21 protein-coding genes, 1 pseudogene and 1 riboswitch are annotated in these 23,099 nt (G+C 71.1%); of the genes and pseudogenes, 15 read left to right on the forward strand and 7 right to left on the reverse strand.

Going from position 1 to position 23,099, the window contains the following annotated elements:
- Nucleotide 1: 1 nt before the first annotated feature.
- Complete coding sequence (locus tag OG589_RS17605) at nucleotides 2-226, forward strand: MbtH family protein (RefSeq protein ID WP_405150368.1); 225 nt, start codon at nucleotides 2-4, stop codon at nucleotides 224-226.
- Nucleotides 220-1,233 carry a 2,3-diaminopropionate biosynthesis protein SbnB gene (gene sbnB, locus OG589_RS17610; RefSeq protein WP_405150370.1) on the forward strand — a complete coding sequence of 338 codons (1,014 nt, stop codon included), beginning with the start codon at nucleotides 220-222 and terminating at the stop codon, nucleotides 1,231-1,233. Before OG589_RS17605 ends, sbnB begins: the two co-directional genes overlap by 7 nt.
- Here the strand turns inward: sbnB and OG589_RS17615 are convergent.
- Nucleotides 1,230-1,856 carry a response regulator transcription factor gene (locus OG589_RS17615; protein ID WP_405150372.1) on the reverse strand — a complete coding sequence of 209 codons (627 nt, stop codon included), beginning with the start codon at nucleotides 1,854-1,856 and terminating at the stop codon, nucleotides 1,230-1,232. The genes sbnB and OG589_RS17615 overlap by 4 nt on opposite strands.
- Nucleotides 1,853-2,479, reverse strand: coding sequence for a response regulator transcription factor (locus OG589_RS17620; RefSeq protein ID WP_405150374.1), 627 nt, complete (start codon nucleotides 2,477-2,479; stop codon nucleotides 1,853-1,855). The genes OG589_RS17615 and OG589_RS17620 overlap by 4 nt, the downstream gene beginning before the upstream one ends.
- Nucleotides 2,480-2,764: 285 nt before the next feature.
- On the opposite strand from OG589_RS17620, the gene OG589_RS17625 reads away from it, so the two are divergent.
- From OG589_RS17625 to OG589_RS17635, 3 genes are all read left to right on the forward strand, one after another.
- Nucleotides 2,765-5,770 carry a type 2 lanthipeptide synthetase LanM family protein gene (locus OG589_RS17625; protein ID WP_405150376.1) on the forward strand — a complete coding sequence of 1,002 codons (3,006 nt, stop codon included), beginning with the start codon at nucleotides 2,765-2,767 and terminating at the stop codon, nucleotides 5,768-5,770.
- 90 nt (nucleotides 5,771-5,860) lie between these two features.
- Nucleotides 5,861-6,118 carry a hypothetical protein gene (locus tag OG589_RS17630; RefSeq protein ID WP_405150378.1) on the forward strand — a complete coding sequence of 86 codons (258 nt, stop codon included), beginning with the start codon at nucleotides 5,861-5,863 and terminating at the stop codon, nucleotides 6,116-6,118.
- Nucleotides 6,119-6,299: 181 nt separating this feature from the next.
- Complete coding sequence (locus OG589_RS17635; protein WP_405150380.1) at nucleotides 6,300-9,224, forward strand: ATP-binding protein; 2,925 nt, start codon at nucleotides 6,300-6,302, stop codon at nucleotides 9,222-9,224.
- A 114-nt stretch (nucleotides 9,225-9,338) separates the two neighbouring features.
- Here the strand turns inward: OG589_RS17635 and OG589_RS17640 are convergent, their stop codons facing one another.
- The gene (locus tag OG589_RS17640) at nucleotides 9,339-9,578 is read right to left on the reverse strand and encodes a DoxX family protein (RefSeq protein WP_405150382.1); all 240 of its coding nucleotides are present in this window, start codon (nucleotides 9,576-9,578) and stop codon (nucleotides 9,339-9,341) included.
- Between the two features lie 208 nt (nucleotides 9,579-9,786).
- Nucleotides 9,787-9,869, forward strand: a riboswitch (ZMP/ZTP riboswitch).
- A gap of 14 nt (nucleotides 9,870-9,883) precedes the next feature.
- On the opposite strand from OG589_RS17640, the gene OG589_RS17645 reads away from it, so the two are divergent.
- The 3 genes from OG589_RS17645 to OG589_RS17655 all read left to right on the forward strand — a co-directional run bounded on the left by OG589_RS17645 (nucleotide 9,884) and on the right by OG589_RS17655 (nucleotide 12,173).
- Nucleotides 9,884-10,750, forward strand: coding sequence for a bifunctional 5,10-methylenetetrahydrofolate dehydrogenase/5,10-methenyltetrahydrofolate cyclohydrolase (locus OG589_RS17645; RefSeq protein ID WP_405150383.1), 867 nt, complete (start codon nucleotides 9,884-9,886; stop codon nucleotides 10,748-10,750).
- Nucleotides 10,751-10,979: 229 nt separating this feature from the next.
- Nucleotides 10,980-11,408, forward strand: coding sequence for a nuclear transport factor 2 family protein (locus OG589_RS17650; protein WP_405150385.1), 429 nt, complete (start codon nucleotides 10,980-10,982; stop codon nucleotides 11,406-11,408).
- 135 nt (nucleotides 11,409-11,543) lie between these two features.
- Nucleotides 11,544-12,173: a hypothetical protein gene (locus OG589_RS17655; RefSeq protein WP_405150387.1), complete on the forward strand. Its 630-nt coding sequence runs from the start codon at nucleotides 11,544-11,546 to the stop codon at nucleotides 12,171-12,173.
- Nucleotides 12,174-12,795: 622 nt separating this feature from the next.
- Here OG589_RS17655 and OG589_RS17660 read toward each other — a convergent pair.
- The gene (locus OG589_RS17660; protein WP_405150389.1) at nucleotides 12,796-14,145 is read right to left on the reverse strand and encodes an MFS transporter; all 1,350 of its coding nucleotides are present in this window, start codon (nucleotides 14,143-14,145) and stop codon (nucleotides 12,796-12,798) included.
- 793 nt (nucleotides 14,146-14,938) lie between these two features.
- Between OG589_RS17660 and OG589_RS17665 the strand changes: the two genes are divergently transcribed.
- The 5 genes from OG589_RS17665 to OG589_RS17685 all read left to right on the forward strand — a co-directional run bounded on the left by OG589_RS17665 (nucleotide 14,939) and on the right by OG589_RS17685 (nucleotide 19,449).
- Complete coding sequence (locus OG589_RS17665) at nucleotides 14,939-15,277, forward strand: YciI family protein (RefSeq protein ID WP_405150391.1); 339 nt, start codon at nucleotides 14,939-14,941, stop codon at nucleotides 15,275-15,277.
- A 2-nt stretch (nucleotides 15,278-15,279) separates the two neighbouring features.
- Nucleotides 15,280-16,437 (forward strand): RNA polymerase sigma factor, encoded by a 1,158-nt coding sequence (locus OG589_RS17670; RefSeq protein WP_405150393.1) that lies wholly within the window; start codon nucleotides 15,280-15,282, stop codon nucleotides 16,435-16,437.
- Between the two features lie 171 nt (nucleotides 16,438-16,608).
- The gene (locus tag OG589_RS17675) at nucleotides 16,609-17,172 is read left to right on the forward strand and encodes a YceI family protein (protein WP_405150395.1); all 564 of its coding nucleotides are present in this window, start codon (nucleotides 16,609-16,611) and stop codon (nucleotides 17,170-17,172) included.
- A 96-nt stretch (nucleotides 17,173-17,268) separates the two neighbouring features.
- Entirely contained in the window at nucleotides 17,269-17,703 is a 435-nt protein-coding gene (locus OG589_RS17680) for an ester cyclase (RefSeq protein WP_405150397.1), read from the forward strand.
- A 267-nt stretch (nucleotides 17,704-17,970) separates the two neighbouring features.
- A complete protein-coding gene (locus OG589_RS17685) occupies nucleotides 17,971-19,449 on the forward strand; it encodes a hypothetical protein (RefSeq protein WP_405150399.1) in 1,479 nt (492 codons plus the stop codon).
- 19 nt (nucleotides 19,450-19,468) lie between these two features.
- On the opposite strand, the gene OG589_RS17690 is transcribed toward OG589_RS17685, so the two are convergent.
- Nucleotides 19,469-19,990 (reverse strand): nitroreductase family deazaflavin-dependent oxidoreductase, encoded by a 522-nt coding sequence (locus tag OG589_RS17690; RefSeq protein ID WP_405150401.1) that lies wholly within the window; start codon nucleotides 19,988-19,990, stop codon nucleotides 19,469-19,471.
- A 158-nt stretch (nucleotides 19,991-20,148) separates the two neighbouring features.
- Here OG589_RS17690 and OG589_RS17695 point away from each other — a divergent pair, with 158 nt between their 5' ends.
- Nucleotides 20,149-20,805 carry a TetR/AcrR family transcriptional regulator gene (locus OG589_RS17695; protein WP_405150403.1) on the forward strand — a complete coding sequence of 219 codons (657 nt, stop codon included), beginning with the start codon at nucleotides 20,149-20,151 and terminating at the stop codon, nucleotides 20,803-20,805.
- A gap of 71 nt (nucleotides 20,806-20,876) precedes the next feature.
- On the opposite strand, the gene OG589_RS17700 is transcribed toward OG589_RS17695, so the two are convergent.
- Complete coding sequence (locus OG589_RS17700; RefSeq protein WP_405150405.1) at nucleotides 20,877-21,851, reverse strand: alpha/beta hydrolase; 975 nt, start codon at nucleotides 21,849-21,851, stop codon at nucleotides 20,877-20,879.
- A 98-nt stretch (nucleotides 21,852-21,949) separates the two neighbouring features.
- On the opposite strand from OG589_RS17700, the pseudogene OG589_RS17705 reads away from it, so the two are divergent.
- A pseudogene (locus OG589_RS17705) lies at nucleotides 21,950-22,621 on the forward strand (helix-turn-helix transcriptional regulator); the annotation flags it as partial.
- A 129-nt stretch (nucleotides 22,622-22,750) separates the two neighbouring features.
- Here the strand turns inward: OG589_RS17705 and OG589_RS17710 are convergent.
- Nucleotides 22,751-22,948 (reverse strand): SDR family NAD(P)-dependent oxidoreductase, encoded by a 198-nt coding sequence (locus OG589_RS17710; RefSeq protein ID WP_405152061.1) that lies wholly within the window; start codon nucleotides 22,946-22,948, stop codon nucleotides 22,751-22,753.
- Nucleotides 22,949-23,099: the final 151 nt, after the last annotated feature.

The following is a 23,099-nucleotide window of genomic DNA, read 5'->3' on the forward strand; positions in this document are numbered from 1 at the left end:
GATGAACGACTCCGTGGATGAGGGCGTCTACCGCGTCGTGCGCAACGACGAGGAGCAGTACTCGGTCTGGCCGGCCGACCAGGAACCACCGCCCGGCTGGCACGCCGAGGGCACCCAGGGCACCCAGCCCGAATGCCTCGACTACATCGGGGTGATCTGGACCGACATGCGGCCGGCCAGCCTGCGCCGGTACATGGACCGCACCATCTGCGACAAGCGATGCTGATCCTCGGCACCGCGGACGTCCGGCACGTACTGGACGGCAAGGATGTCGAGGTGCTCACCGCGGTGCGGCACGCGTATGTGGAACACGCCCGCGGCGAGACGGCCGTGCCCGAATCGGTGTTCCTGCGCTTCCCCCACAGCGCCCGCGACCGCATCATCGCGCTGCCTGCATACCTGGGCGGCGACGAGCCGGTCGCCGGAGTGAAGTGGATAGCGTCGTTCCCGGGGAACGTGGCGGCCGGGATGGACCGCGCCTCGGCCGCGATCATCCTGAACTCGACGAGCACCGGCCACCCGCTGTGCGTGATGGAGGGCTCGGTGATCTCCGCGCGGCGCACCGCCGCGAGCGCCGCCCTCGCGTCGGCGACCTTGCAGGGCGCGGAGCCCGCCGACGGGGTCTCGGTGATCGGGTGCGGCGTCATCAACGCCGAGATCCTGCGGTTCCTCACGGTGGTCCATCCGGAGCTGCGCGAGGTCACCGTGTTCGACCTCGACCCCGGCCGGGCCGAGGCGTTCGCGCGGCGCTGCTCGGCGGAGCTGGACGTGAGGGCGTCCGTGGCCGGCCACCCGGACGAGGCACTCGCCGCGCACCCGCTGGTCAGTCTCGCGACCACGGCCACCGTCCCCCATCTCGATCTTCACGCCTGCCGTCCCGGCTCGCTCGTCCTGCACATCTCGTTGCGGGACGTGACCATCGGCGGGGTGCTGGACGCGGTGAACATCGTCGACGACCGTGACCACGTCCTGCGCGCCGCGACCTCCATGCACCTGGCCGAGCAGCATGTCGGTCACCGCGGGTTCATCCAGGCCACCATCGGGGAACTCCTGCTCAGCGGTGGCGACCACGGTCGCGATCCGCGGCGGGTGACGCTGTTCTCCCCGTTCGGGCTGGGGGTGCTCGACCTCGCGGTCGCGGACATGGTGCTGCGCGCCGCCCGGCGGGACGGGCTCGGCGTCGACCTGCCGGACTTCCTTCCCGGACGCGCGCCGGCCGGCCACACCGGCTAGACCAACCCCCTCCGCACCGCACACGCCACCGCATGCGCCCGGTTGCGCACCTGCAACCGGGCCGTCAGGTCGTAGATGACGTTCTTGACCGTATGCTCCGAGCAGCACAGCACCTGGGCGATGGCGGCGTTCCCCAGCCCGTCCGCCATCAGCGCGAGCACCGCCTTCTGCCGGGCCGTCAGCGACGGCACCGGGCGCGACGGCGGCGGCGCGGGGGCCGGGCCGCCGAGCAGCCGCACCAGCACCTCATGCGGCAGGCGGCCGTCGCCGCGGTGCGCCGAGCGCACCGCCGCGCCCAGCCGTACCGAGGTCGCGTCGGCGGACCGCAGCATGGTGCGCACCCCCGCCCGCACGGCCCGCAGCACGCCGGGCGGGGAGAAGGTGTCGGCGACGAGCAGGAGCGCGTGCTCGCCGGGCAGGTTCGCTCCGGGCCACGCTTCCAACGCCTCGTCCACCGTGGCCGCCACGGCTATCACCACCGTGTCCGCGGACCCGTCGGGTTCCGCGGCCAGCGGGAACCCGCACGGCCCGAGCAGCGAGAGCACCTTGCTGCGCGCCGCCGCGTCGGCGGCGTTGACATGCACGCGGGGACGCTCCAGCGTGCCCGCGGCCGCCCCGGTCACAACAGCCCCGTCCGGAGCGCGTACGCCACCGCATGAGCGCGGTTGCGCAGCCGGAAGCGGTGGGTGATGTCATGCACCACCCCGACGACGGTGCGAGACGAGTAACACAGTTCCCGCGCGATCTCATCGGTCTCGCGGCCATCGGCGATGAGCGTGAGCACGGCCAGCTCCCGCTCGCTCAGGCCCGCGCCTCGCCAGGGCCCGCGAGGTGTCCCGCCCGCGGGGGCGGCGCCCGCCTCGTGATCGAGCAGGCACGTGAGCATGTCCGGCGGGACGGTGCAGTCGCCACAGGCCGCGGCGAGCACCGCGCGCGCCAGGCGGCCCGCGTCGGCCTCGCAGCGGCGCACCAGGCCACGCGCACCCGCCGCGATCGCGTGCAACGCCTGAGAGGGCGCGAAGTCGCCGGCGACGAGCACCACCCCGGGCCGGTCGGCCAGATCTCGCCGCGCGCGCAGCAGGTCGAACACCTGGTCCTGTATTCGGTCGACGACCACCACCGTGACCTCCGCCGCTTCCTGCGGCCGCACCACGGCGACATCGGGACAGCCGAGCAAAGCGCTCGTGGCGCCCGCTTCCAGCATCGGGTCCAACGCGACGACGTTGGCCCGGACCGGGTCACCCATCGGACCTCCTCGGCCAGACATGAGGAATCTCTCGCCCCCAACATCCGCCAGGACCGGCCCCACTCGCATGGGGTCGCGACCCCCAGATTCTCCACGCGACCCCCTGTCCGCCGCGTCACCGTTCATGCCCAGCGTGCGTCGCCGCGCCGCCGCACCACCGTGGCGCCGTGCCGCCGGGCTACGGACCGTCTACGTACCCGGCGCCCCCGGAGCGGGTGGCCGCGGGAGAAACATGGGGGTCTTCTACCCATCACCGGGAGACGGGGCTGTGACAGCTTCGAAGCTATGACGCAACCGGCGACACTAGGCGAGAGCACCGCTGCCGTGCTGCCTGGCACCGACTGGTGGGCCCGGGCGCTGGCGCGGCATGAGCGGCCGGAGACCGCCGTGCCCGGCGACGGCGCCGCCGTCCGCCCGGCCTGGTGCGACTTCGTGGAGCAGGCCGTCGCCACGGCCCTGCCTCCCGGCGAACCGCCGGACACGGACGAGTGGCACGAGGCGTTCGCCGTCCCGTTCCGGCCATTCCTGGCCCTCGTGCGCGACCGGCTGACCGAGGCGGCCGGGCGGCATCTCGCGCCCGGCGAGTCCGACGCCCGCTCCGTCGCGCGGACGTTCACCGACGTCCTGGCCAGGAGGCTGGCGCGCATCGCCCTGTACACCCTGATGGCGGAGCTGGGCACGGCGCACGCCGGTGGCCTGCTGACCGGCGCGGACGACCGGGAACGATTCGCGGACTTCCTGCACCGCCAGTGCACGTCCGCCGGGCTCGCCGCGCTCTTCGCGCGGTACCCGGTGCTGGCCCGGCAACTGGGCACGACCGCCATGTCGGCCGCCGACGCGGGCGCCGAACTGCTGGCCCGCCTCGGCGCCGACCGCGCGGCCCTGGTCGGGCCCCTCCTCGGCGGTGTGGACCCGGGGCCGGTCACGGCGGTCGAGCCCGGGCTCGGCGACCCGCACGAGCAGGGCCGCTCGGTGAGCCTCGTCCGCTTCGCCGACGGCCGCACCGTCGTCTACAAGCCGCGCTGCCTCGCCGCGCACCTGCGGTTCAACGAGGTCGTCGCCTGGCTCGACCGGCGGCTACCTGGCTGCGGTCTGCGCACCGCCCGGGCGGTCGCCCGGCCGGGGTACGGCTGGATGGAATTCGTCCAGGCCCGGCCGCTGAAGCGACCCGAAGACGCGCGGCGGTTCTACCGGCGCGCGGGAGTGCTGCTCGCCGCCCTGCACGCGGTGCACGCGACCGACATGCACTGCGAGAACGTCATCGCGTGCGGTGACCAGCCGGTTCTGATCGACGTGGAGACCATCTTCCACCCTGACCTGCCCATGCCGGACACCATCACCATCGCCGACCCCGCCGCCCACGCGCTGGCCGGCTCGGTGCAGCGCACCGGGCTCCTGCCGTACGTCACCGTCGGCGAGAACGGCCTGCTCGACCAGTCCGGCATGGGCGGCGATCCGGGTGCGACCTGTCCCGAAGGCGTCCTGGACTGGGATCCGCCGGCCGGCGCCGGATCGCGCCTCGTCCGGCGGCCGGTCCCCTACGCCGGCGCCGGCAACCGCCCCCGCTTCGGCGGGCGGACGATCGAGCCGGCCGACCACCAGGCCGACGTACTGGACGGTTTCCGGCTCGGCTACGACGAGGTCGTGCGCTGCCGAGCGGAGTTCACCCGGCTCGTCGAATCCTTCTCCGAGGTCCAGACCCGCGTCGTCGTCCGGCCGAGCCGCGGCTACGCGCACCTGCTGGACGAGTCCACACACCCTGACCTGCTGCGGGACGCGCTCGACCGGGACAGGATCCTGGATCTGCTCGACGAGGCCTCTGCTCGCCATCACCTGTGGCAGCGGCTGGCTCCGTACGAACGCGCCGCGCTATGGGCCGGCGACATCCCGCTGATCACCAGCCGGCCCGCGGCCAGGGACCTGTGGACCTGCGCCGGAGCGCACCTGCCCGGCCTGCTGGAGCGCTCAGGCCTGGAATGCGCCCTGGAGAAGATCGCGGCGATGGGCGAGATCGACCGGGGCGAGCAGGAGTGGGTGATCCGGGCCAGCCTGGCCGCCCGCCGGCCGGCCGAAGGCCACCGCAGCACCCTCCCGGCCATGGCGCGCAGACCCGCGGGCGCCAAACCCGGCAGGCTGCTCGCCGCCGCGGCCGGGCTGGCCGACGAGATCCTCGCGCGCAGCAAGATCATGCGTGACGAGGACGATCGGGGCCGGATCAACTGGCTCGGACTGCAACTGGTCGACGACACGCGCTGGATGGTGCTCCCGATGGGCGCCGGCCTGGCGGACGGCTACCTCGGGGTGGCGCTGTTCCTGGCCCAGCTCGCCCGGTTGACCGGCATCGCCCGCTACGGTCAGGCGGCGCGCCGGGCGGTGGGCCCGATCCCCCAACTGCTGGCCACCCTCGCCGATCGGGCCGACCTGCTCGGCGCGGTCGCCTGCGGCAGCAGCGCGGGACTCGGCGGCATGAGCTACGCGCTGGCCCGGCTGGCCACCCTGCTCGACGACCCCGAACTGCGCGACTGGGCCGAGACGAGCGTGGCGCTGGCGGACCGCGCGGCCGGCCTGGGCGGGCCGCCTGAGCCACCCGGGTGGACGGACGGCACCGCCGGATGCCTGGCCGCGATGAGCGCGGTGCACCGTGAGATCGGTTCCGGGGCGGCCGCGAGGCTGGCCGTCACGTGCGCCGACCGGCTCGCCGACCTCGTGGAGCGGACCACAGGGCGGTGCGTTCCGGACGGGGACGGCATGCCGCCGGGCTTCGCCGCCGGCGCCGCCGGGATCGGCTGGGCACTCACCCGGTTCGCCGTCCACGCACCGGATTCGCGCCATTCCCTCGCGGGCCGGCGCGCGCTGCGGCGGGCAGGCGAGCAGGTCGTCCCGGGTGGGCCTGAGGGGCACGGCTGGTGCCGCGGGACCGCCGGCCTGCTCATGGCACGCGCGTGTCTGGCGGGGGACGCCGCGACGGCCGAAACCGAGGCGGCTCTGCTCTCGCTGGCCGAGCGCCCCGTGCTCGGCGACCTGAGCCTGTGCCACGGCGAACTCGGCATCGCCGACGCGCTCCTCGTGCTGACCGCCATCAGACCGGACCAGGGTGCCGCGCCGGCCCTGCACCACCGCGCCGACCTCGTCCTCGACGCGGTCCACCGGCACGGACCGACCTGCGCCACGCCCGGCGGGATCGCCACGCCCGGGCTGCTGCACGGGCTCGCGGGCATCGGATACGGGCTGCTACGGCTCGGCTTCCCGCGGACGGTCCCTTCGGTACTACTCCTTGAGCCCACCCCCTGACCAGTGCCGCGACCCCGGCCCGAGGCTCCGCGGCACCCGACCGACAGACGACCCACGCGCACGACGAACTCGAGAGGAAGGCTGAGGAAAATGAGGTTCGAGTTGACGAGCACGCGCACCCAACGCACCGACTCCCGCGACGAGGCACGGGAATCCACACCCGCGACAAGCGTCAGCAGACTGGGCCGGCCGGGAGTGCAGTTCGGCCTGCGGGTCGCCGTGCTCGCCGGCGTCATCGCCACGACGGGCGGTACCACGACGGGGCTCGGCAGCCCGATCAACAGCTTGGCCGGCCAGGCGGACACCACCTGCTGCGGCGGCGAGACATCCATCAGCAGAATCGTGTGATATCCCGCCGGCGAAGCGGCACTGCCTGGCAATCTCCGCCGGCCGTCTGACCGCCTGCGGTGAGCGTCACAGCGCGGCATCCGGTTTCTCCGTGACCCCATCCGGGCACGGTTTTCCACCGGGTGCCGCTTTGCCACCTGACAGGCCGCGTAAACCCGCCCAATTTGGCTATTAACCTCGAATGACCCTGTTCCCCGTATCGGCCGTGGTATGCCGCGATGAAGAGCTCCGCACGATCGACCGTGCGTTGGCCAGCGCCCGGTCCGGACGGGGCGGCGCGCTGTTCGTGATCGGCGAAGGCGGGATCGGCAAGTCACGCCTGTCCACGGCGGCAGCCGACCTCGGCCTGGCGGCCGACATGTGCACGCTCCGCGGCAGGGCCAGCCCGATCGGCCCGATGGCCCCGTTCCGGCTGCTGACCGAGGCGCTGATGTCCTTGCAGCGGTCCGGCACCCCCATCGATGTCGCGCGACTGGGCCCGTACCAGCCGGTCCTCGCCAGGCTGGTGCCCGACTGGGGCACCCCGGCGCCCGCGCACGAGGGCGGATCGCTGGTGATCCTCGCCGAGGCGGTGCTGCGGCTGACCGCGCTCGCCGGGCGGGAGCGCGGCTGCCTGATGATCCTCGACGACTTGCAGAACTCCGACGCCGAGAGCCTGGCCGTGGTCGACTACCTCGTCGAGAACCTCGCCGGGCAACCCGCCATGCTGCTCGGCGCGGCCTCCAGCGAGCCGTGCCCCGCCCTCGATCTGGCCCGCTCAGCGGCGCAGCGCGGCTCCGCCGGCCTGCTCGAACTGCGGCGGCTCGACGGCGACGAGGTGCGCCGGCTGGCCGGGGGCTACCTGGAATGCGACGCGCCCGACGTCCCCGACGAGCTGGCCGAGCAGTTGTGGGCCGACAGCGGCGGCGTCCCGCTGATGGTCGAGGAGATGCTCGGCGAGATGCTGCGCAGCGGGCTCGTGGCACGTGAACGCGACGGCGGGCGCTGGCGGGTCACCGGCAGGCTGCACACCAGGGTGACCGGCTCGCTCACCCGCACCATGGCCACGCGGCTCGACAAGCTCGGCCCGCAGGGAAGGGATCTGCTCTCGGTGGCGGCGGTGCTCGGCCCGCGCTTCCCGGTGTCGGTCCTGCAGGCGGCCACCGGCCTCGGATACCGCGAGTTGCTCAGGCAGTTGCACGCCGAGCTGACCGCCGAATTCGTCGCCCCGGACGAGGAGACTCCCGACTGGTACGCCTTCCAGCACCCGCTCGTCGTAGAGGCGCTGCTCACCCTGCTGACCCCGGACGAGCGCGGTGTGCTCGCGCGGCGCGCCGCCGACGCGGTACAGGCCGTGTTCCCCGAACTGCCCGACGAATGGTGCCAGACGTCGGCCACCCTGCGGCTGCAGGCAGGCGAACCCGCCGTCGCCGGCCGGCTGCTCGCGGAGGCGGGCCGCAGGGCGCTGGCCCAAGGCGCGGCGAACACGGCGGTCAGGCTGCTGGAGAAGGCCCTCGACCTGCTCGGGCACGGCACCGACGTGCAGGCGCGGGCCGACGCGCTCGCCGCGCTGCTACTCGCGCTCGCCGAGGCCGGCCTGGTGGAGCGAGCGGTCACCGCGGCCGGCCGGCTCGACGAGTTCACCGGCCTGATCAGCCGCGGGTCCCGCGCCAAATTGCACACCCGCCTGGCCTGGGCCGCCGCGGTAGGCGGCCGGTCCGCCGACGGCCTCGCCCAGGTGGAGATCGCGCGCCGGCTGCTGGGCCCGGACGCCGCCGACCGGGATACCGCGCCGATCGACGTCGTCGCCGCGCATCTCGTGCTCGACCTGCCGGGCCCGGACCAGGTACGACTGGCAGAACAGCTCGCGCGGCGCGCCGCCGAAGTGGCGGAGAGAGCCCGGCTTCCCATGGTCGCCTGCCAGGCGTGGCAGTTACTGGGGGCGCTGAACCGCCCACGCGACCCGCAGGAGGCGACGGCGTGCCTTGAACACGCGCGCAGCCTCGCCGTGCGGTACAACCTGCCGATTGAGGAGATCCACACGCTGATCCGGCTCGGCAACGACGAGGCGCTGCGCGACGGCGGCATCAGCCGGCTGGAGCATGTCCGGCAGGAGGCGTCGCGGGTCGGCGCGGTCACGGCCCGCTTTCAGGCCGAGACCTGCATCTCCTTCCAATCGATCTTACGCGCCGATTTCGGCGTCGCCGGGGAGATCCTCGACCAGGTGCTGGAGTCGGCCTCGCGGCTGCGGCTCCTGGAGGCCGCCCGGTACGCGCTGCTGCAGCGGGCCATCCTCGCCGCCCACCAGGGCCGGCGGCAGGAAATGGAGACCGCGTTCGCCGAACTGCGCCACCAGGTGCCCGAGCACGCGCAGCTCACGCCGCGGGCGCATGGGCTGGCGCGGGCATGGTGCGCGCTCCTTGAGGAGGACCGGGCGCTGGCCATGGCGGAGCAGTCCCGCGCGCTGGCCGCCGAGGACCAGAACCCGACGGTCTACCCGCTGACCGGCCGCTACGGCCTGGATCTCCTCCTGCGGTCGCTGGCCGGTGAGCTGGACTGGCCGGAATACCAGGCGGTGGTCGCGGCGCCGGCCAGCCGGCTGCGCTGGGACCGGCAGTTCGCGCTGTTCGCTAGCGCCGTGCTGCACGGCCGGGCGGGACGCGGCCGCGACGCCGCCGACGCCGTCGACCAGGCGGTACGGGCCGGCGAGTTGTTCGGCACCGGCCGCAATATCGGGCTACGCCTGGTGGCCGAGGCCGCGATCACCGACGGCTGGGGCACCCCGGTCGAGTGGCTGCGCCGCTCCGAGGAGTACTTCCACTCCGGCGGGGTGACCGCGGTCGCCGGCGCCTGCCGGACGCTGATGCGCCGGGCCGGAGTGCGCGTCACCCAGCGTCGCCCCGGCGTCGACAACATCCCCTCTCCGCTGCGCGCCGCCGGCGTCACCGTGCGCGAGTACGAGGTCCTGCGGTTGCTCGCCCGGCGCCTCGGAAACCGGGAGATCGCGACGCGCCTGCACCTGTCGCCGCGCACCGTCGAGAAACACGTCGCGTCCCTCCTCACCAAGACCGGCCTCCCCAACCGGACGGCCCTGAGCGAACTGGCGGAGACGACGCCGGCACCTTGACGAGGTCCGCGGGACGTCTGACCGGAAGCCCGTCGCCACGGATCATGCGGCCGCCGACCTCATCGACCTCCTGGCAGCGGATGAGCGGTGAACATGTCATCCCCTGCGTCAGTACTAGAGCCGGCGGGTGGGGGGACGCAACGCCCAGGAGAGGATCGCCAGCCCCGCGAACGCGGCCGGTGCGATGAGGTCGCCGATGGATCGGTGGTTCATGGCGGCCTGTGAGGCGGCCGCGCCGGTCATGTTGATCACGACGCCGGCGTAGGCCCATTCCTTCAGCCGTGGCAGTCCGGGTACCGACAGCACCACCGCGGCGAGGATCTTCGCGGTTCCCAGGATCGTGTGGTCACGCACCGGACGAGCCCACTCCCGCGGACCTGGACACCTGAGCCCGCTGGGAAAGGTCACCCCGGCCCCCGGGAGTACCGGCTGACGTGTGCCGCTCGGCTCGTCAGGCAGTCACGCCCAAGGCGGCCGGGCACAAGCGGAACGACCGGTAACCTGGCCCCGGTGCCAGAGGTAGCGCCCATTCCTTGCATCGCGTTTCCTCGGAAGCGGGCATGCTAGAGGAAGCGACTGGCGGCAAGAGGATGGAATCGACCATCGGGGAGCTCGTCGTGGAAGCCGACCGCCTGGGCGACCACTCCTCGAGGAGACGTATGTCCAGCACACGCATGCTGCCCGGCGGCCCGGTCGCCGAGAGCGTACTCAACGACGTAGCCGCCCGCGCCGCCGTACTCACCGGAAAGGGCGTCACCCCGTCTTTGGCCACGATCCTCGTCGGCGACGATGACGCGAGCGCCGAGTACATCCGTATCAAGCAGCGTCAGGCCGCCGAGCTCGGCTTCGATTCGCCGCACACGCACCTGCCCGCCGGCGCCACCCAGGCCGACCTGCACGCCGCTATCGCCGCCTACAACGACGACCCGGTGGTGCATGGGCTGCTGGTGCAGTACCCGGTGCCGGGGCACCTCGACTACGACGCCGCGTTGCAGGCCATGGACCCGGACAAGGACGTCGACGGTATGCACCCGCTCAACATGGGCCGCCTGGCCCTCGGCATGCCCGGCCCTCTGCCGTGCACGCCTGCGGGCATCGAGGCCCTGCTCGCGTACTACGACATTCCGGTGTCCGGGCGTGAGGTCGTCATCCTGGGCCGCGGCGCCACCCTCGGAAGGCCCCTCGCCATGCTGCTCAGCCAAAAGCGCCCGACCGCCAACGCCGCGGTCACCGTGGTCCACACCGGTGTGCCCGACTGGGCGCGCTACACCCAGCGAGCCGACATCCTCATAGCCGCAGCGGGCGTGCCTGGCATCATCCAGCCCGGGCACGTCAAGCCCGGCGCGGTCGTAGTCGGTGGCGGGGTCCGCTACGAGGGCCGCCGCCTGCTGCCGGATGTGGACGAGTCGGTCGAGAGCGTGGCGGGCGCGATCACGCCGCGCGTAGGGGGCGTGGGGCCCACCACGGTCGCGATGCTGTTCCGCAACGCCATCACGGCGGCGGAACGAACGGTGGCGGGCGCCTAGCCACAGGCCTCGCGCGCTGGGGCATCCGGTCGGCTACGCGGCCATCGGTAAGGGGGCGTCGACCAGGGCGGTCTGCTCGGCGACGGCGCGCCGGGGTGACGCCGACGGTGGAGACCTCGGGCCGCTCGACAGGGTCTGCGGGGTTTACCGTGATGACGCGGCGGCGCAGCGAGTAGCCGTACAGGCTCTCCCGGGCCTGTCGGCCCTCGGCTCTGGGACGATCGTCTCCATGAGACATCAGGAGGACGGCGTGACGGCGAACTCCCGGACGGAGCCACAGGACCAGGCGCATGCGGACGCGGTCGACGCCTTCATCGCCGCGGCCAACTCCGACGACCCGGCGCGGCGGGCCGATCTGCTCAGCCGCGCGCTCGCGCCAGGCGTGGTGTTCTGGGGCCCGCTCGGCCGCGGCGTCGGCCGCAGTGCAGTGGAGGACTTCATCACCGAAGTGGTGCAGAACTATCGGGCGGGCGGGTGCCGGCTGGTGCGTACTACCTCGGTCGACGCGCCGCACGAGTGGGCCCGGTTCGGCTGGCGCTTCGAGGCGGCCGACGGCGGCACCGTGCTGTCGGGCACCGACATGGTGCACCTCACGGCCGCCGGCGACATCGACGAGATCGTGGTCTTCGCCGGGCCGCTGCAGCCCGGGGATCTTTAGGAGGCGGTGTCTATGAGGGCCTGGAGCAGGCGCTGCGGGTCCTCGGCCCGAGTGCCGGACGGGGCCCCCAAAGCGCGTGAAGCCTGCGCGCTCGACCCATGAGGACGGTCTCTATCCGTGGGAGGAGTGATCAGTGTGAGCCGTAAAGCCACTCGCGCTGCGGCACTTGCGTGCGCCGCGCTGACGCTGGTGTCCGTACTCAGCTCCTGCGCGTCCGGAAACGACGCGGCGCGGTCGAAGACGCCCGTCACCTATCGTGCCGCGTACCCGAGCTATGACAGCCTGGCCGCGCTGTTCAAAAGAGCGGATCTCGTCATCCAGGCGCGATTGGGCGACCAGACGAGAATCCAGACGATAAATCCGGACACTCCCACCGGCGACGACCCTCGTCTCAATCCGTCGGCCGGGGTCACGGCGCCCGCGCAAACCGGGCCGCGGGACAGCTCGATCGTGCTGACCGTTTATCAGGCCAAAGTGCTCAAGGTGTTCAAGGGCACGGCCGGCAAGGGGCAGCTGATCGACGTCGGCCAGCTCGGCGGGGAGTCCGAAGGCGTCGTCTACGCCGAGGCGGGCACGGCCTCCCTCAAGAAGGGAGGAACGCAGCTACTGTTCCTGGAGGTCTACCCCGACGCTCCGGCGTCCCTTCTCAATCCGAACCAGGGGCAGTACGACGTGGACGCGGCGGGCAATCCGATTTCGTTGCCCGGCAACACCCTGAAGTTCTCCCTGGGCGACCTGAACAAGCTCTCCCAGACGGGTGGATGACCCCGTCTCCTACCCGCAGCCCCCGGAACCCGCTGACGATCCGTCGTCAGTGGGTTCCGTTCGCCCGCGGGCGATCGTCCTACGTTGTCAGTGCGGGTGATGCCGGCCTCGGGGAACGGTGGAACAGTGGTTAGCGGTAGCGATGGATTCGGTTCCCCTACAGATGACCAGTTGAGAGAACCCTCCACCCGCCGTATCCCGCTCGCGTTCTGCCAGGTCGTCCGTCGCAGAAGTCCTCTCAGAGACGATCATCCGAACGAAGAGTCGCGTCATCGGGATCCAGTTACTGAGGGAGCTGGTCCGTCCAGCCGGTGGTCACCCATGTATCCATCGCTCCACGCCCCGCCTCCGTTGTCGCTGGGGAGATAGTTGGCGCGAGTCACCCGAGCGGTCTCGGGATCGACGACCAGTTTGATCTCCGGCCCGCCGTCAGGATCAGGGATCAGCAGTTCCTGCCCGCCTTCGACCGCGCCTCTGCTCACGACTCCCGGCGTCGTGGCGAGTGCCCGGAACGCCGCGGAACGGACCTCCGAAGGCGTCGGCAGCTCACGCGTTGAAGGCTTCGGCCAGGGCGTCGTCCAGGCGTGTCCCGGTCCTACAGCCGCCGTCGGCGCGGCGCGGATCAGGGGGCGGTGCGGGCCGGGACCGCGGTGAGCGCGGCGGCGAGGGCTACGGCGCCGATGACGGCCAAGGCGGCCCGGGCCCCGGTGGTCGTCGGCCCTCCTGCGAAGTAGAGGGCGAGGGTGACCACGGCGATGCCCAGCGCGGTCCCGATGCCGCGCGACATGTTGATCAGCGCTCCGGCGGTCGCCGACATCCGCGTCGGCAGGGCGGCCATGACAGTGGTGTTGTTGGCTGGGACGAACATCCCAAGACCCAGGCCGAGCAGCGTAAGGAAGCACGCGAGCAGGACCGGCGCGGTGGGGGCGATCGCCAGCAGCGCGGTCGCCGCGGCCGCGGTCAGGGCGCCGCTCACGCAGCGCGGCCGGTTGCCCCAGCGGCGGGGCAGCACATGGTCGCCGGTGAGCGCGGCCAGGGCGAATCCGGCGGGCAGCGCGCTGAGCACCAGACCGGCGTGCAGTTCACTCAGGCCGGCCGCGATGAGCACCTGCGGGATCAGCACCAGCGGGCCGAACAGGACGAGATAGCCGCACAACGCCCCGGTGAGCCCGGCCGCCACCACGGTGCCCCGCACCACGATGGGATCGATGAGTGGCGATGGGGATCGTCGTTCCCGAGCCCGCAAACCGGCCGCCGACGCCAGGGCCATGGCCAGCAGGGCCGCGATCGACCAGGACGGCCATCCCAGGCCGGACGCCGCTGAGATGGCCAGCAGCAGGCCCGTCGTGGCCGCGGCGAACAGCACCAGCCCTGCCCCGTCGAAGGAGCCGCCCCGGCTGCGTTCGCGGGTGCGGGGCAGCAGATACCGTCCGGCGGCGACGGCCACCAGCCCGACCGGCACGTTGATCCAGAACACCCACCGCCAGCCGACCGAGCCGACCAGCAGCCCGCCCACCGTGGGACCTACGGCCAATCCCAGCGACTGAGCGGCGGCCTGCATCCCCAGCGCGGTCCGCATCCGCGACCGGCGGACGCTGGTCACCGCCAGGGCCACGCTGTTGGACTGCAGCATCGCCGCGCCCGCCGCCTGCACCACCCTGCACGCCACCAGGACCTGCAGCGACGATGCGAACCCGCAGGCCGCCGACGCCGCGGTGAACACGATGAACCCGTACAGGTAGACGAGCTTGCGGCCCGCGACATCGGCCAGACGTCCCGCACCGATCAGCAGAGCGACCAACGTGAGCAGATACGCCAGGGCCACCCACTGCACCGCCGCCAGCCGGGCATGGAAGCTGTGCTGAAGCGCCGGGAATATCAGCGTGACGATGCTGGCGTCCAACTGCCCCATGAACGCGCCGATGCACACCGAGCCCACCGCGAACCAGGGCGCGTACCGATGCTCACGCACCCCCGGCGGACGGGCTCGTTCCCTCAGCAGCCAAGACACCGATCAACGTCCTCGACACTCCGCGTGAGAGCGTTCACCCCCAGCGGCACCCGCCGGCAAGCCGGAGACGTGCTCAGCCGCCTTGCCGCGATTCGGCACCGACAGCTCGCTCAGCCCCGCGATCGCTCTGACGGGGCCGGCGCGTCGGCGCGGCCAGGACACGGGCCACCGGGAGCGCGATCTGCGATGAAACCCACATATCCGGCCTCCCCTGAACGGGCCTGACACGAAGTCATGAACCATCAGCCGGGTGGCGGATCGGGCAGCGCTCACAACGTGCGGTGAGCCGGCCCCGGGCGGGATCCATCGCCCTACCAGCCAGTCTACGTGCACCACTCGAAGGACCACCAAGGCAGCACAGGGCATCGGCGGGCCGACCGGGGACGGACCCTGCGGACCGGGCGGCGGGCACTCGGCTCGCGAGCGGCCGTCCGCTGAACTGATCGCCGGCCGGGGAGCGGCGCCATCGACGTCGAAGCCGAGCTCGCCAAGCTGGTGGCAGGCTGGCGTCCCCTACGACCTGCTCATACCCCCTCGGGCTCAGACGCCGCGAGGACCGCTCGACGGTGACGGCGGCGAACATGCCCGGTAGGCGCGTTGCTGTGGTCTCTCAGGCTTGATGAGGCCGCGCTGGTGTCGGCTCTCTGGCACGACTAACGTCTCGGCTGTCCTGAAATTGGGAGAACCGGTGGTGTCCCTTGCGCAGCCGCTCGTTCGTCGTACAGGTGAGAGCCCACTGCCCCGGAGGTTTGCGATGCAGTACGCCCTGATGATCTACGCCGAGCCCGGCCATGACGAGGCGCTGTCGGACGCGGAGCATGAGGCGGCGTATGCCGAGTATTCGGCGTTGGCCGATGACGCGCGGTGCGTCGGGGCTGCGCAGTTGCAGCCCGCCGAGACGGCGACCAGTGTGCGGGTGGTCGGTGGCCGGACGCTGATGACCGACGGCCCGTTCGCGGACACCAAGGAGGTGCTCGGCGGCTTCTGCCTGGTCGAGGCGGCCAACCTGGACGAGGCGATCGAGCTGGCGGCGCGCATCCCGGCCGCCCGGCTCGGCGGCGCGGTGGAGGTCAGGCCGGTGGTGCAGCGCTGACCGTGCTTGAGGAGGTCTTCCGGGACGAGTGGGGCCGGGTGCTGGCCTCGCTGGTCGGGTTCCTCGGCGACTTCGACAAGGCCGAGGAAGCGGCGCAGGAGGCGTTCGCGATCGCGGCGGAGCGCTGGCCCGCCTCGGGCGTGCCGGCCAACCCGGGTGCGTGGCTGGTGACGACGGCCCGCAACCGGGCGATCGACCGGATCCGCCGGGAGCGCACCCTGGCCGAGAAGATCCACTTGCTGCCGGTGCCGGAGGCCGTCATGGACGAATTGGACGACACCGTGATCAAGGACGAACGGCTCGAGCTGATCTTCACTTGCTGCCACCCGGCGCTGCCGCTGGAGGGACAGGTGGCGCTCACGCTGCGGGCCTTCGGCGGCCTGGAGACCGCCGATATCGCCCGGGCGTTCCTGGTCTCCGAGGAGACCATGAAGCGGCGCCTGTCCCGCGCCAAGGCCAAGATCAAGGCGACCGGGATCCCGTTCGCGGTTCCCGGCGCGTCCCTGCTTGCTGACCGCCTCGACGCGGTGCTGGCCGTCATCTACCTGATCTACAACGAGGGTTACAGCGGCCGGGTCGACCTCGGCGCCGAAGCCATCCGCTTGGGGCGAGTGCTCACCGCGCTCATGCCGGACGAGCCGGAGGCGCACGGGCTGCTGGCGCTGATGATGATCCACCACGCCCGGCGGCGGGCCCGGTTCTCCGGCGAGGATCTCGTGCTGCTCGACGATCAGGACCGGTCGCTGTGGGACACGCGCCAGATCGCGGCGGGACGGGCGGTGCTCGACCGGGCGATCGCGCTGGGCGGGCGCGGCGCCTACGTCGTCCAGGCCGCGATCGCGTCGCTGCAGACGCGGGAGCGGATCGACTGGCCGCAGGTCGCCGAGATGTACCGGCGGCTGGTCGAACTCACCGGCTCGCCGGTGGTCGAGCTCAACCGCGCCGTGGCGGTCGCCCAAGCCGGCGACCCCGCCGCGGCGCTGCGCGCCGTCGACCGCCTTGACCTGGACGGCTACCTCTACTTCCACTCGACCCGCGGCGAGCTGCTGCGGCGTCTCGGCCGCGACGCCGAGGCCCGAGCGGCGTACGGTCGGGCGCTCGACCTGGCCACCTCGACCCCTGAGCGGCGGTTCCTGACCCAGCGGGTCGAACAGCTCTGACCCGGGCTGTCCCCCGGGCGGGTGCTCGTTCGTCGCCTGGGTGTGAGCGACGACCTTTCCTGCCTTCCGCGCGAGCCGCACAGCCGCGCCCGTACGCCTACGCCGCCCGCCGCGGCGTCCCCACCACCGCCCGCGCCGCTCAGCCGCGGCACCACATCCATGGAGGAAGCCATGAACGCCACCTCCGCGACCGTCGCGATCCCGGGCTATCTGGTCGGCACCTGGAAGGCCGACCCGGTGCACTGCGAGATCGCCTTCTCTGTCCGGCACCTCATGCTCAGCAAGGCGCGTGGCCGGTTCACCAGCTACGACGTCACGATCGTCACGAGCGAGGACCCACTGGGCTCGTCGGTTGCCGCGACGATCGACCTCGCGTCCATCGACACCGGCAACGAACCACGTGACAACCACCTCCGCTCCGCCGACTACTTGGAGGTGGAGAAGTACCCGACGATGAGCTACCGCTCCACCGGCATTCGCCGGGCCGACGACGGCTGGGTCATCGACGGTGAGCTGACGTTGCACGGCGTCACCGGGCAGGTGCCGCTGGCCGTCGAGGTGAACGGGTTCGGCCCGGACCCGTTCGGCGGGCAGCGGGCCGGCTTCTCCGCGACCGCGCAGATCAACCGGCGCGACTTCGGCATCGACAGCACCATCCTGATGGACGGCGGTGGCGTCGTGGTCGGCGACAAGGTGTCGATCAGCCTCGAGATCGAGGCCGTCCTCCAGAAGTGACCCGACCCGGACGGGCTGCCGCGCACCGGGAGCCAAGTCCCCGCTGTGAGCAGCGATGACCACCCGAATGTTCATTTCGACCCGAGGAGAAGCCACATGTCAGCAGCTCAGGCGACAAGCAACAAAGCGACGTTCAGCCGCTTCCATGACGCCACGAACACCGGCGATGCGGAGGTCATCTCGAAGACGATCGACGAGGTCGTCGAGCCGAACGTGCTGTTCCACGCGCCAGTGCCGACTGGCGCGACGGGGGCGCAGGCACTCAAGCAAGTGTGGGCGGTGCTCCTTCGCGCGTTCCCCGACATTCACGTCACGGTCGAGGATGTGATCGAGGAGGGGGACAAGATCGTCAGCAGGAACACGGTTACCGGGACTCACCAGGGCGAGTACAGGGGCCTCCCACCGACCGGCAAATCCATCACGTACAACGAGATCTTCATCGTCCGCTTCGCCGGCGGCCGAATCGCTGAGATCTGGGGGGTCGTCGACGTCTTTTCACAGATGCGACAACTCGGCGCCATTCCGGCCTAGCGAAGCCGTACTCCGGCTCCAGCAGAGCGATCAACTCGTTCTCGGTGAGCAAAGACATGATCGCGCGCCCGCACGCCGTACGTCTCGCGCTCGCGGGGGACACCAGACGTACGGCTACTCACGCAGCCGAGGGGACACCACGAATCCGTGACGGGAGTATGTCCAAACGGCTCGGATGCTCGAGAAGACCAAGAACGGCATGACTGCGTGATCGTCCAGCCATATGCTCCGCCTGGACAGGTTGATGCACTCCTGCCCCCATTTCCGGTGCTCGAGGTGATCATGGTTTTTTTTGTGTTGCTGAGCATCTGCGCAGCGTGGGTGTGCGGTTCCGTATTGTTGGCAACGCACACATCCCCTCGCGGCCGATACGACCACATGCGTGGACATGACCTGATCTTGGGGGCGAGTCTGTCAACGGCCGGCATCGTGGTCATGGCGCTCACCGCGTGGTCCACGCATGAAGACCAGCACTATGACGACTTCGGGTCAGCAATGACCGCCCTGGCAGGCATGATTGGCGGAGGACTGCTGATCCTCGGGTTAGGCCCCTTCACCCCATGGCTGCTCGGAGTGCTCGGGCGAAACGCCGTACGACTGCCGCCGGCATTTCGACTGGCAGCCCGTCACATGGCCGACAAACCTGCCCGAACTGCTCCTGGAGTAGCGACAACGATGATCACGACCGCCGTCGCAATCGCGGTGACGATCATCGCGGTTGCCGTAACGGCGCAGGCCAGGGTCACCTATCAACCCGAGGCCCGGCTAGGCGCGCTCGTCGTGGATGGGTTCTCCGCAGACCGGGCGGCCACCGTGCGGGCGTCCGTCCAGCACGCGTTATCCGGCGCACCCATCGCACAGAACAATCGTCAGCGCGAGTTCGGCTACTTCAGTGTGGAGACGTCCGACTCTTACTGGCTGGATGTGACCCACATCGGTGACCAGGCCCTGCTCCGCTACCTCACCGGAGATCCATCAACTCCCTACGACGAGGGCACAGCCGTCGTGGTCACGGCAGGCGACGAAGTAGCCGACTCAACGCGAATCCAGTTCATCTTCTCCGCGATCGACCGGTCACCATCCATCAAAACCATCCCGGCGATCACCGTCAGACCTGCCGATCCCCGAGTGGAGGGGATCTTCATCCCCGCGAAGGTTGCGCAAGATCTCGGTTTCCACCTGGAGCCGGAGCAACTGATCATTGATCCTTCCCTTCATCGAACCTCGGCGATCGAGCAGGAGCGGCTCGAACGGCGACTGGACAAGATTGCAGTCACCTACCTTGAACGAGGATTCCAGGCTCCGACCAATTGGCTGTACATCGTCGCGCTGGTGGCCCTCATCGCCCTCGCCAGCGCGCTGACCGCGGCCGGCTCGGCCGACTCCATGCGCATCCTGCAACGGGTCAGCGGCGGCTCAGCCCTGACCCTACGGTTCTTCGTCGCCTGCCGAGCGGCCTTCAGCGCGGCCTGCGGGACGGCGATGGGTGCGTCCGCCGGGTTCGTCATCGGCCTGCTCCTGGTGTGGCCCATGACCACCCCGATCGACTGGGATCCGCCCCCACGGGCACCCTTCGAGACTCCATGGACGCCGATCGCCGTTCTGGTCGTCGGACTTCCCGTGCTCGCCGGAGTGATCGCGGCCCTCGCCTCGCCCAGATGGCTCACCCGATCTGACCTCACATCGAGGCCGACTCCCCCGACCTCTCCTGGGCCGCGGTTGACTTCTCCCACCTCAGAGCCTTAGAGAAACCTTATGGGGCAGGTCAGCCAGAACCGGGCGGGGACGCCGACCGGTCGGGCGTGATGCGGAAGACCGGGTACTGCACGGCGATCTGCTCGAAGTCCTCCAGCGGTGCCTGCGGGCCCACCGGGATGTGGGTGCGGCCTCCCTGCGAGCAGGCCAGGTAGCGGCGCAGGATGGGCGCACGGGCACCGGGGTCGACTTCGTCCAGGCGCACCGCCTCGCTGCGGCCGTGCCGCAGAACCGCCCGCCCCTCGGCCGCGCGGACGTTGTGCACCCAGTTGGTGCCCTGGCCGAGCATCGCCACCAGGTAGCGCTCGCCCTGGTAGTCCGCGACGACCAGCGGGAAGGAGATGACGCGGCCGGTACGCCGGCCCGGCACCCGCAGGGTCACCATCCGGTCCGGCCATAGGACCCCGGTCGCGAACACGGTGGCCCAGGCTCGGTTGATCGCCCGCGCCAGGCGGTTGGGCCGGCCGCCGCGGTACAGCCAGCGGTCCAAGCGGTGCAGGCGCGTGGATCCATCCGTCCCGTTGTGTCTCATGTCTGACGCCTCCTTGAAATCTTGTCTGTTGGGATGACCGCAACGCGCCTCCCGAGGGCAACGGTCGCCCGTTCGGCGACTGACCTCCCCTGTACATCGTTCATGAACAATGTACATGTACGTTGCTTAGGAGATCCTGTACCGCGTATGGTTGTCAAGTGACTCCGGAGAAACTGACCCGCCAGGCCGTCATTGAACGGGCGTTGAGGCTTGCTGACACCGACGGGCTCCAAGCGGTCACCATCCGCCGGCTCGCCGCCGAGCTCGGCGTCACGCCCACGGCGTTGTACTGGCATGTCAAGAACAAGGACGAGCTGCTCTCCGCGCTCGCCGACCATCTGCTCGCGGCGCTCGTCGCCGACGTGGACCCGAACCTGCCCTGGAACCAGCGTCTCCGCGCGATGGTCACCGCGCTGTTGGCGCAGATGCGCGCGCACCCGTACCTGTCCACCCTGCTGCCGATGATCGACAAGAGTGCGGCCGAGGAATACCGCCGGGCCACCGACACCGCGATCGGGCTGCTCACCGAGGCCGGGTTCACGCTCCAGAAAGCCGACCAGGTGGCCACCTACCTGCTCCTGGGGGCTGCGGTGATGGTGTCCTGCCAGCCCGGCGGCGTGGGAAACGACGAAGTGGAGGCCGCGGAGCTCAGACGGCAACATCGCCTCGACCTGGAACGCCTGCCTCCCGGTCGTTACCCCCACCTGGCCGCCTTCGCCGCCACCCTCTCCACCCCACCCGACCTCGACGCCTACTACTCCTTCGGCATCGACCTCCTGCTGTCCGCGGTGGAGACCACGGCCCCGAACGGATGAGAAGTTGTCGAGCAGCACCGCCCCTGACCGAGGCCGAGGCCGCGCACCCACGCGGCCTCGGCCTGCTCCCGCTACGCCGTCTCGGCCAAGTTGCCCTCGAAGAACTCGGTCAGCTTCGCGACCGCCGGGCCGAGGTACTCCTCCTTGTCGTACAGGTCGACATGGCTGGCGCTCTCGATCCAGTGCAGTTCCTTGGGACCACGGGCGTTCTGGAACGCCTCCACGCCCATCCACGAGGTCACCGCCTCCCGTCCGACGATCACCAGCAGCGGCCGGGGCGCGATCAGGTCGACGAACCGGAAGGCGTCGAAGAACTCCATCCGGTCGATGCTGGACCAGGTAAGGGTCTTCGCCGAGCGGGGGTGCTGGGCGTGGTCGGTGCAGTAGTACTCGAAGCCCTCGAGGCCGTGCCGGCCGCCCAGGGCGAGAGCCTGCTCGGCGGTGTCCGGGAAGACCGGGAAGCTCCTGGTACCGTCGCCGCGAGCCTCGGCGGTCCGCGCCGCGGCGGCCGCGTCGAGCATGCCCTGGATGACCGCGGGGTCCTGCGCGCCGTCGGCGCCCAGGCGGAACATCCGGGCGACGTCGACGCCGCTGACCGTGCCGACGGCCTTGATGCGGTGGTCGGTCGCGGCGGCGGCCAGCACGTACCCGCCGGAGGCGCAGATGCCCAGCGTGCCGATGTGGTCGGCGTCGACGTCCTCGCGCGTGGTGAGGAACGAGACCGCGGACTTGATGTCCTCGACCCGCTGGGACGGGTCCTCCAGGCCGCGCGGCTCGCCTTCGCTCTCGCCCTGGTAGGCGGTGTCGAACGCGAGCGTGACGAAGCCCTGCTCGGCCAGCCGCCGCGCGTAGAGGCCCGCGGTCTGCTCCTTCACGCCGCTGGCGGGGTGGCTGACGACGATCGCCGGGTGCGGGCCCGCGGCGTCCGGGGTGTAGAGGTGGCCGGCGATCTTCAGGCCGGCGCTGAGAAAGGTGACGTCCGTCTTCACGGTGATGATCTCCCGTCGCAGGAAGGGGTTCTCGGTGACCGTCCGAAGTGGCCACATCCGCAGAATCGCGGCGCCCGGCGCGGGGTACCAGGGAGAGCCCTGCCTATGCAGACCGGTACCAGGCGCGCGGCGCGGATCTTGCCGATACTGGAGTCATGGCACACGCTGACACCACCTCCGGCGGCAACGAGCTGGGCGACTTCCTGCGCTCCCGCCGCGCGGCGCTCGACCCGCAGCAGGCGGGCATGCCGGACGACGGCAGGCTGCGCCGCGTGCCGGGCCTGCGCCGGGAGGAGCTGGCCCAGCTCGCGCACATCAGCGTCGACTACATCGTCCGGCTGGAGCAGGGGCGCACCCGGCGGGTCTCCCGCCCGGTCCTCGACGGGCTCGCCGACGCACTGCGGCTCGCGCCGGACGAACGGGACTACCTGTTCACGGTGGCCGAAGTCGCCCCCGCCGCTCCCCCGCGGCAGCCCGGCCGGCCAGGTGTCGCCCCGCAACTGCGGCAGCTGCTGGACACGATGCACGACGTCCCCGCCATGGTGCTGCGCCGCGCCATGGACGTGCTGGCCTGGAACCGGGGGGCCGCCGCCCTGCTGACCGACTTCGGCGCGCTGCCCCCGGCCGAGCGCAACCTGATCCGGCTGACCTTCCTCGACGAGGACTTCCGCGCCCTGTACGCGGACTGGCCGCGCGCCGCGCGCGAATGCATCGCGGTCCTGCGGATGGAGGCGGGCCGGAACCCGCACGACCAGGCGCTGAGCGCGCTGTCAATCGACTCCAACAACCACCGGCGTGAGACACCTCGCCCGCTACCCGAGCACCGGGAGCAACGACGGGCGAGCCCGGCGAGCATCACGTTCACGCTGTGGTCGTCGGCACCTGCTGAGAACAGTCTCGGTGTGAATCACAGCGGTATTTGGCGCTTTCATTGCAATGGATATGAACCGCCCGACTCATCCGATGCCGAGCCAGATCAGGGTGCCCTGCCCGGCGAGATCGAGCCGAACACCGTTGGTCGTGTTCCATGCGGCCGCCTTCGCCGCCCCGTAGGCGCCGTTGCCGGGAGATGCGAACCACGACAGCGCGGACAGCACGTTCACGATGGCGCCGCCGCCGTTCGCTGCGAGCACCGGTGCGAACGCGCGGATCATAGTGCGTTCCCCCGCTCGGCGACTTCCAGGCGTGCCGTCGGCATCGCGCCGCGGCACGCCCGCGACCACATCCACCTGGTGGCCACGCTCGCCCGTCAGGACGGCAGACGACCGAACCTGCGCGACAACTGATACCTGATGCGCGGGGCGA

The organism is Sphaerisporangium sp. NBC_01403 (assembly GCF_045040145.1).
Taxonomy (GTDB): domain Bacteria; phylum Actinomycetota; class Actinomycetes; order Streptosporangiales; family Streptosporangiaceae; genus Sphaerisporangium; species Sphaerisporangium viridialbum.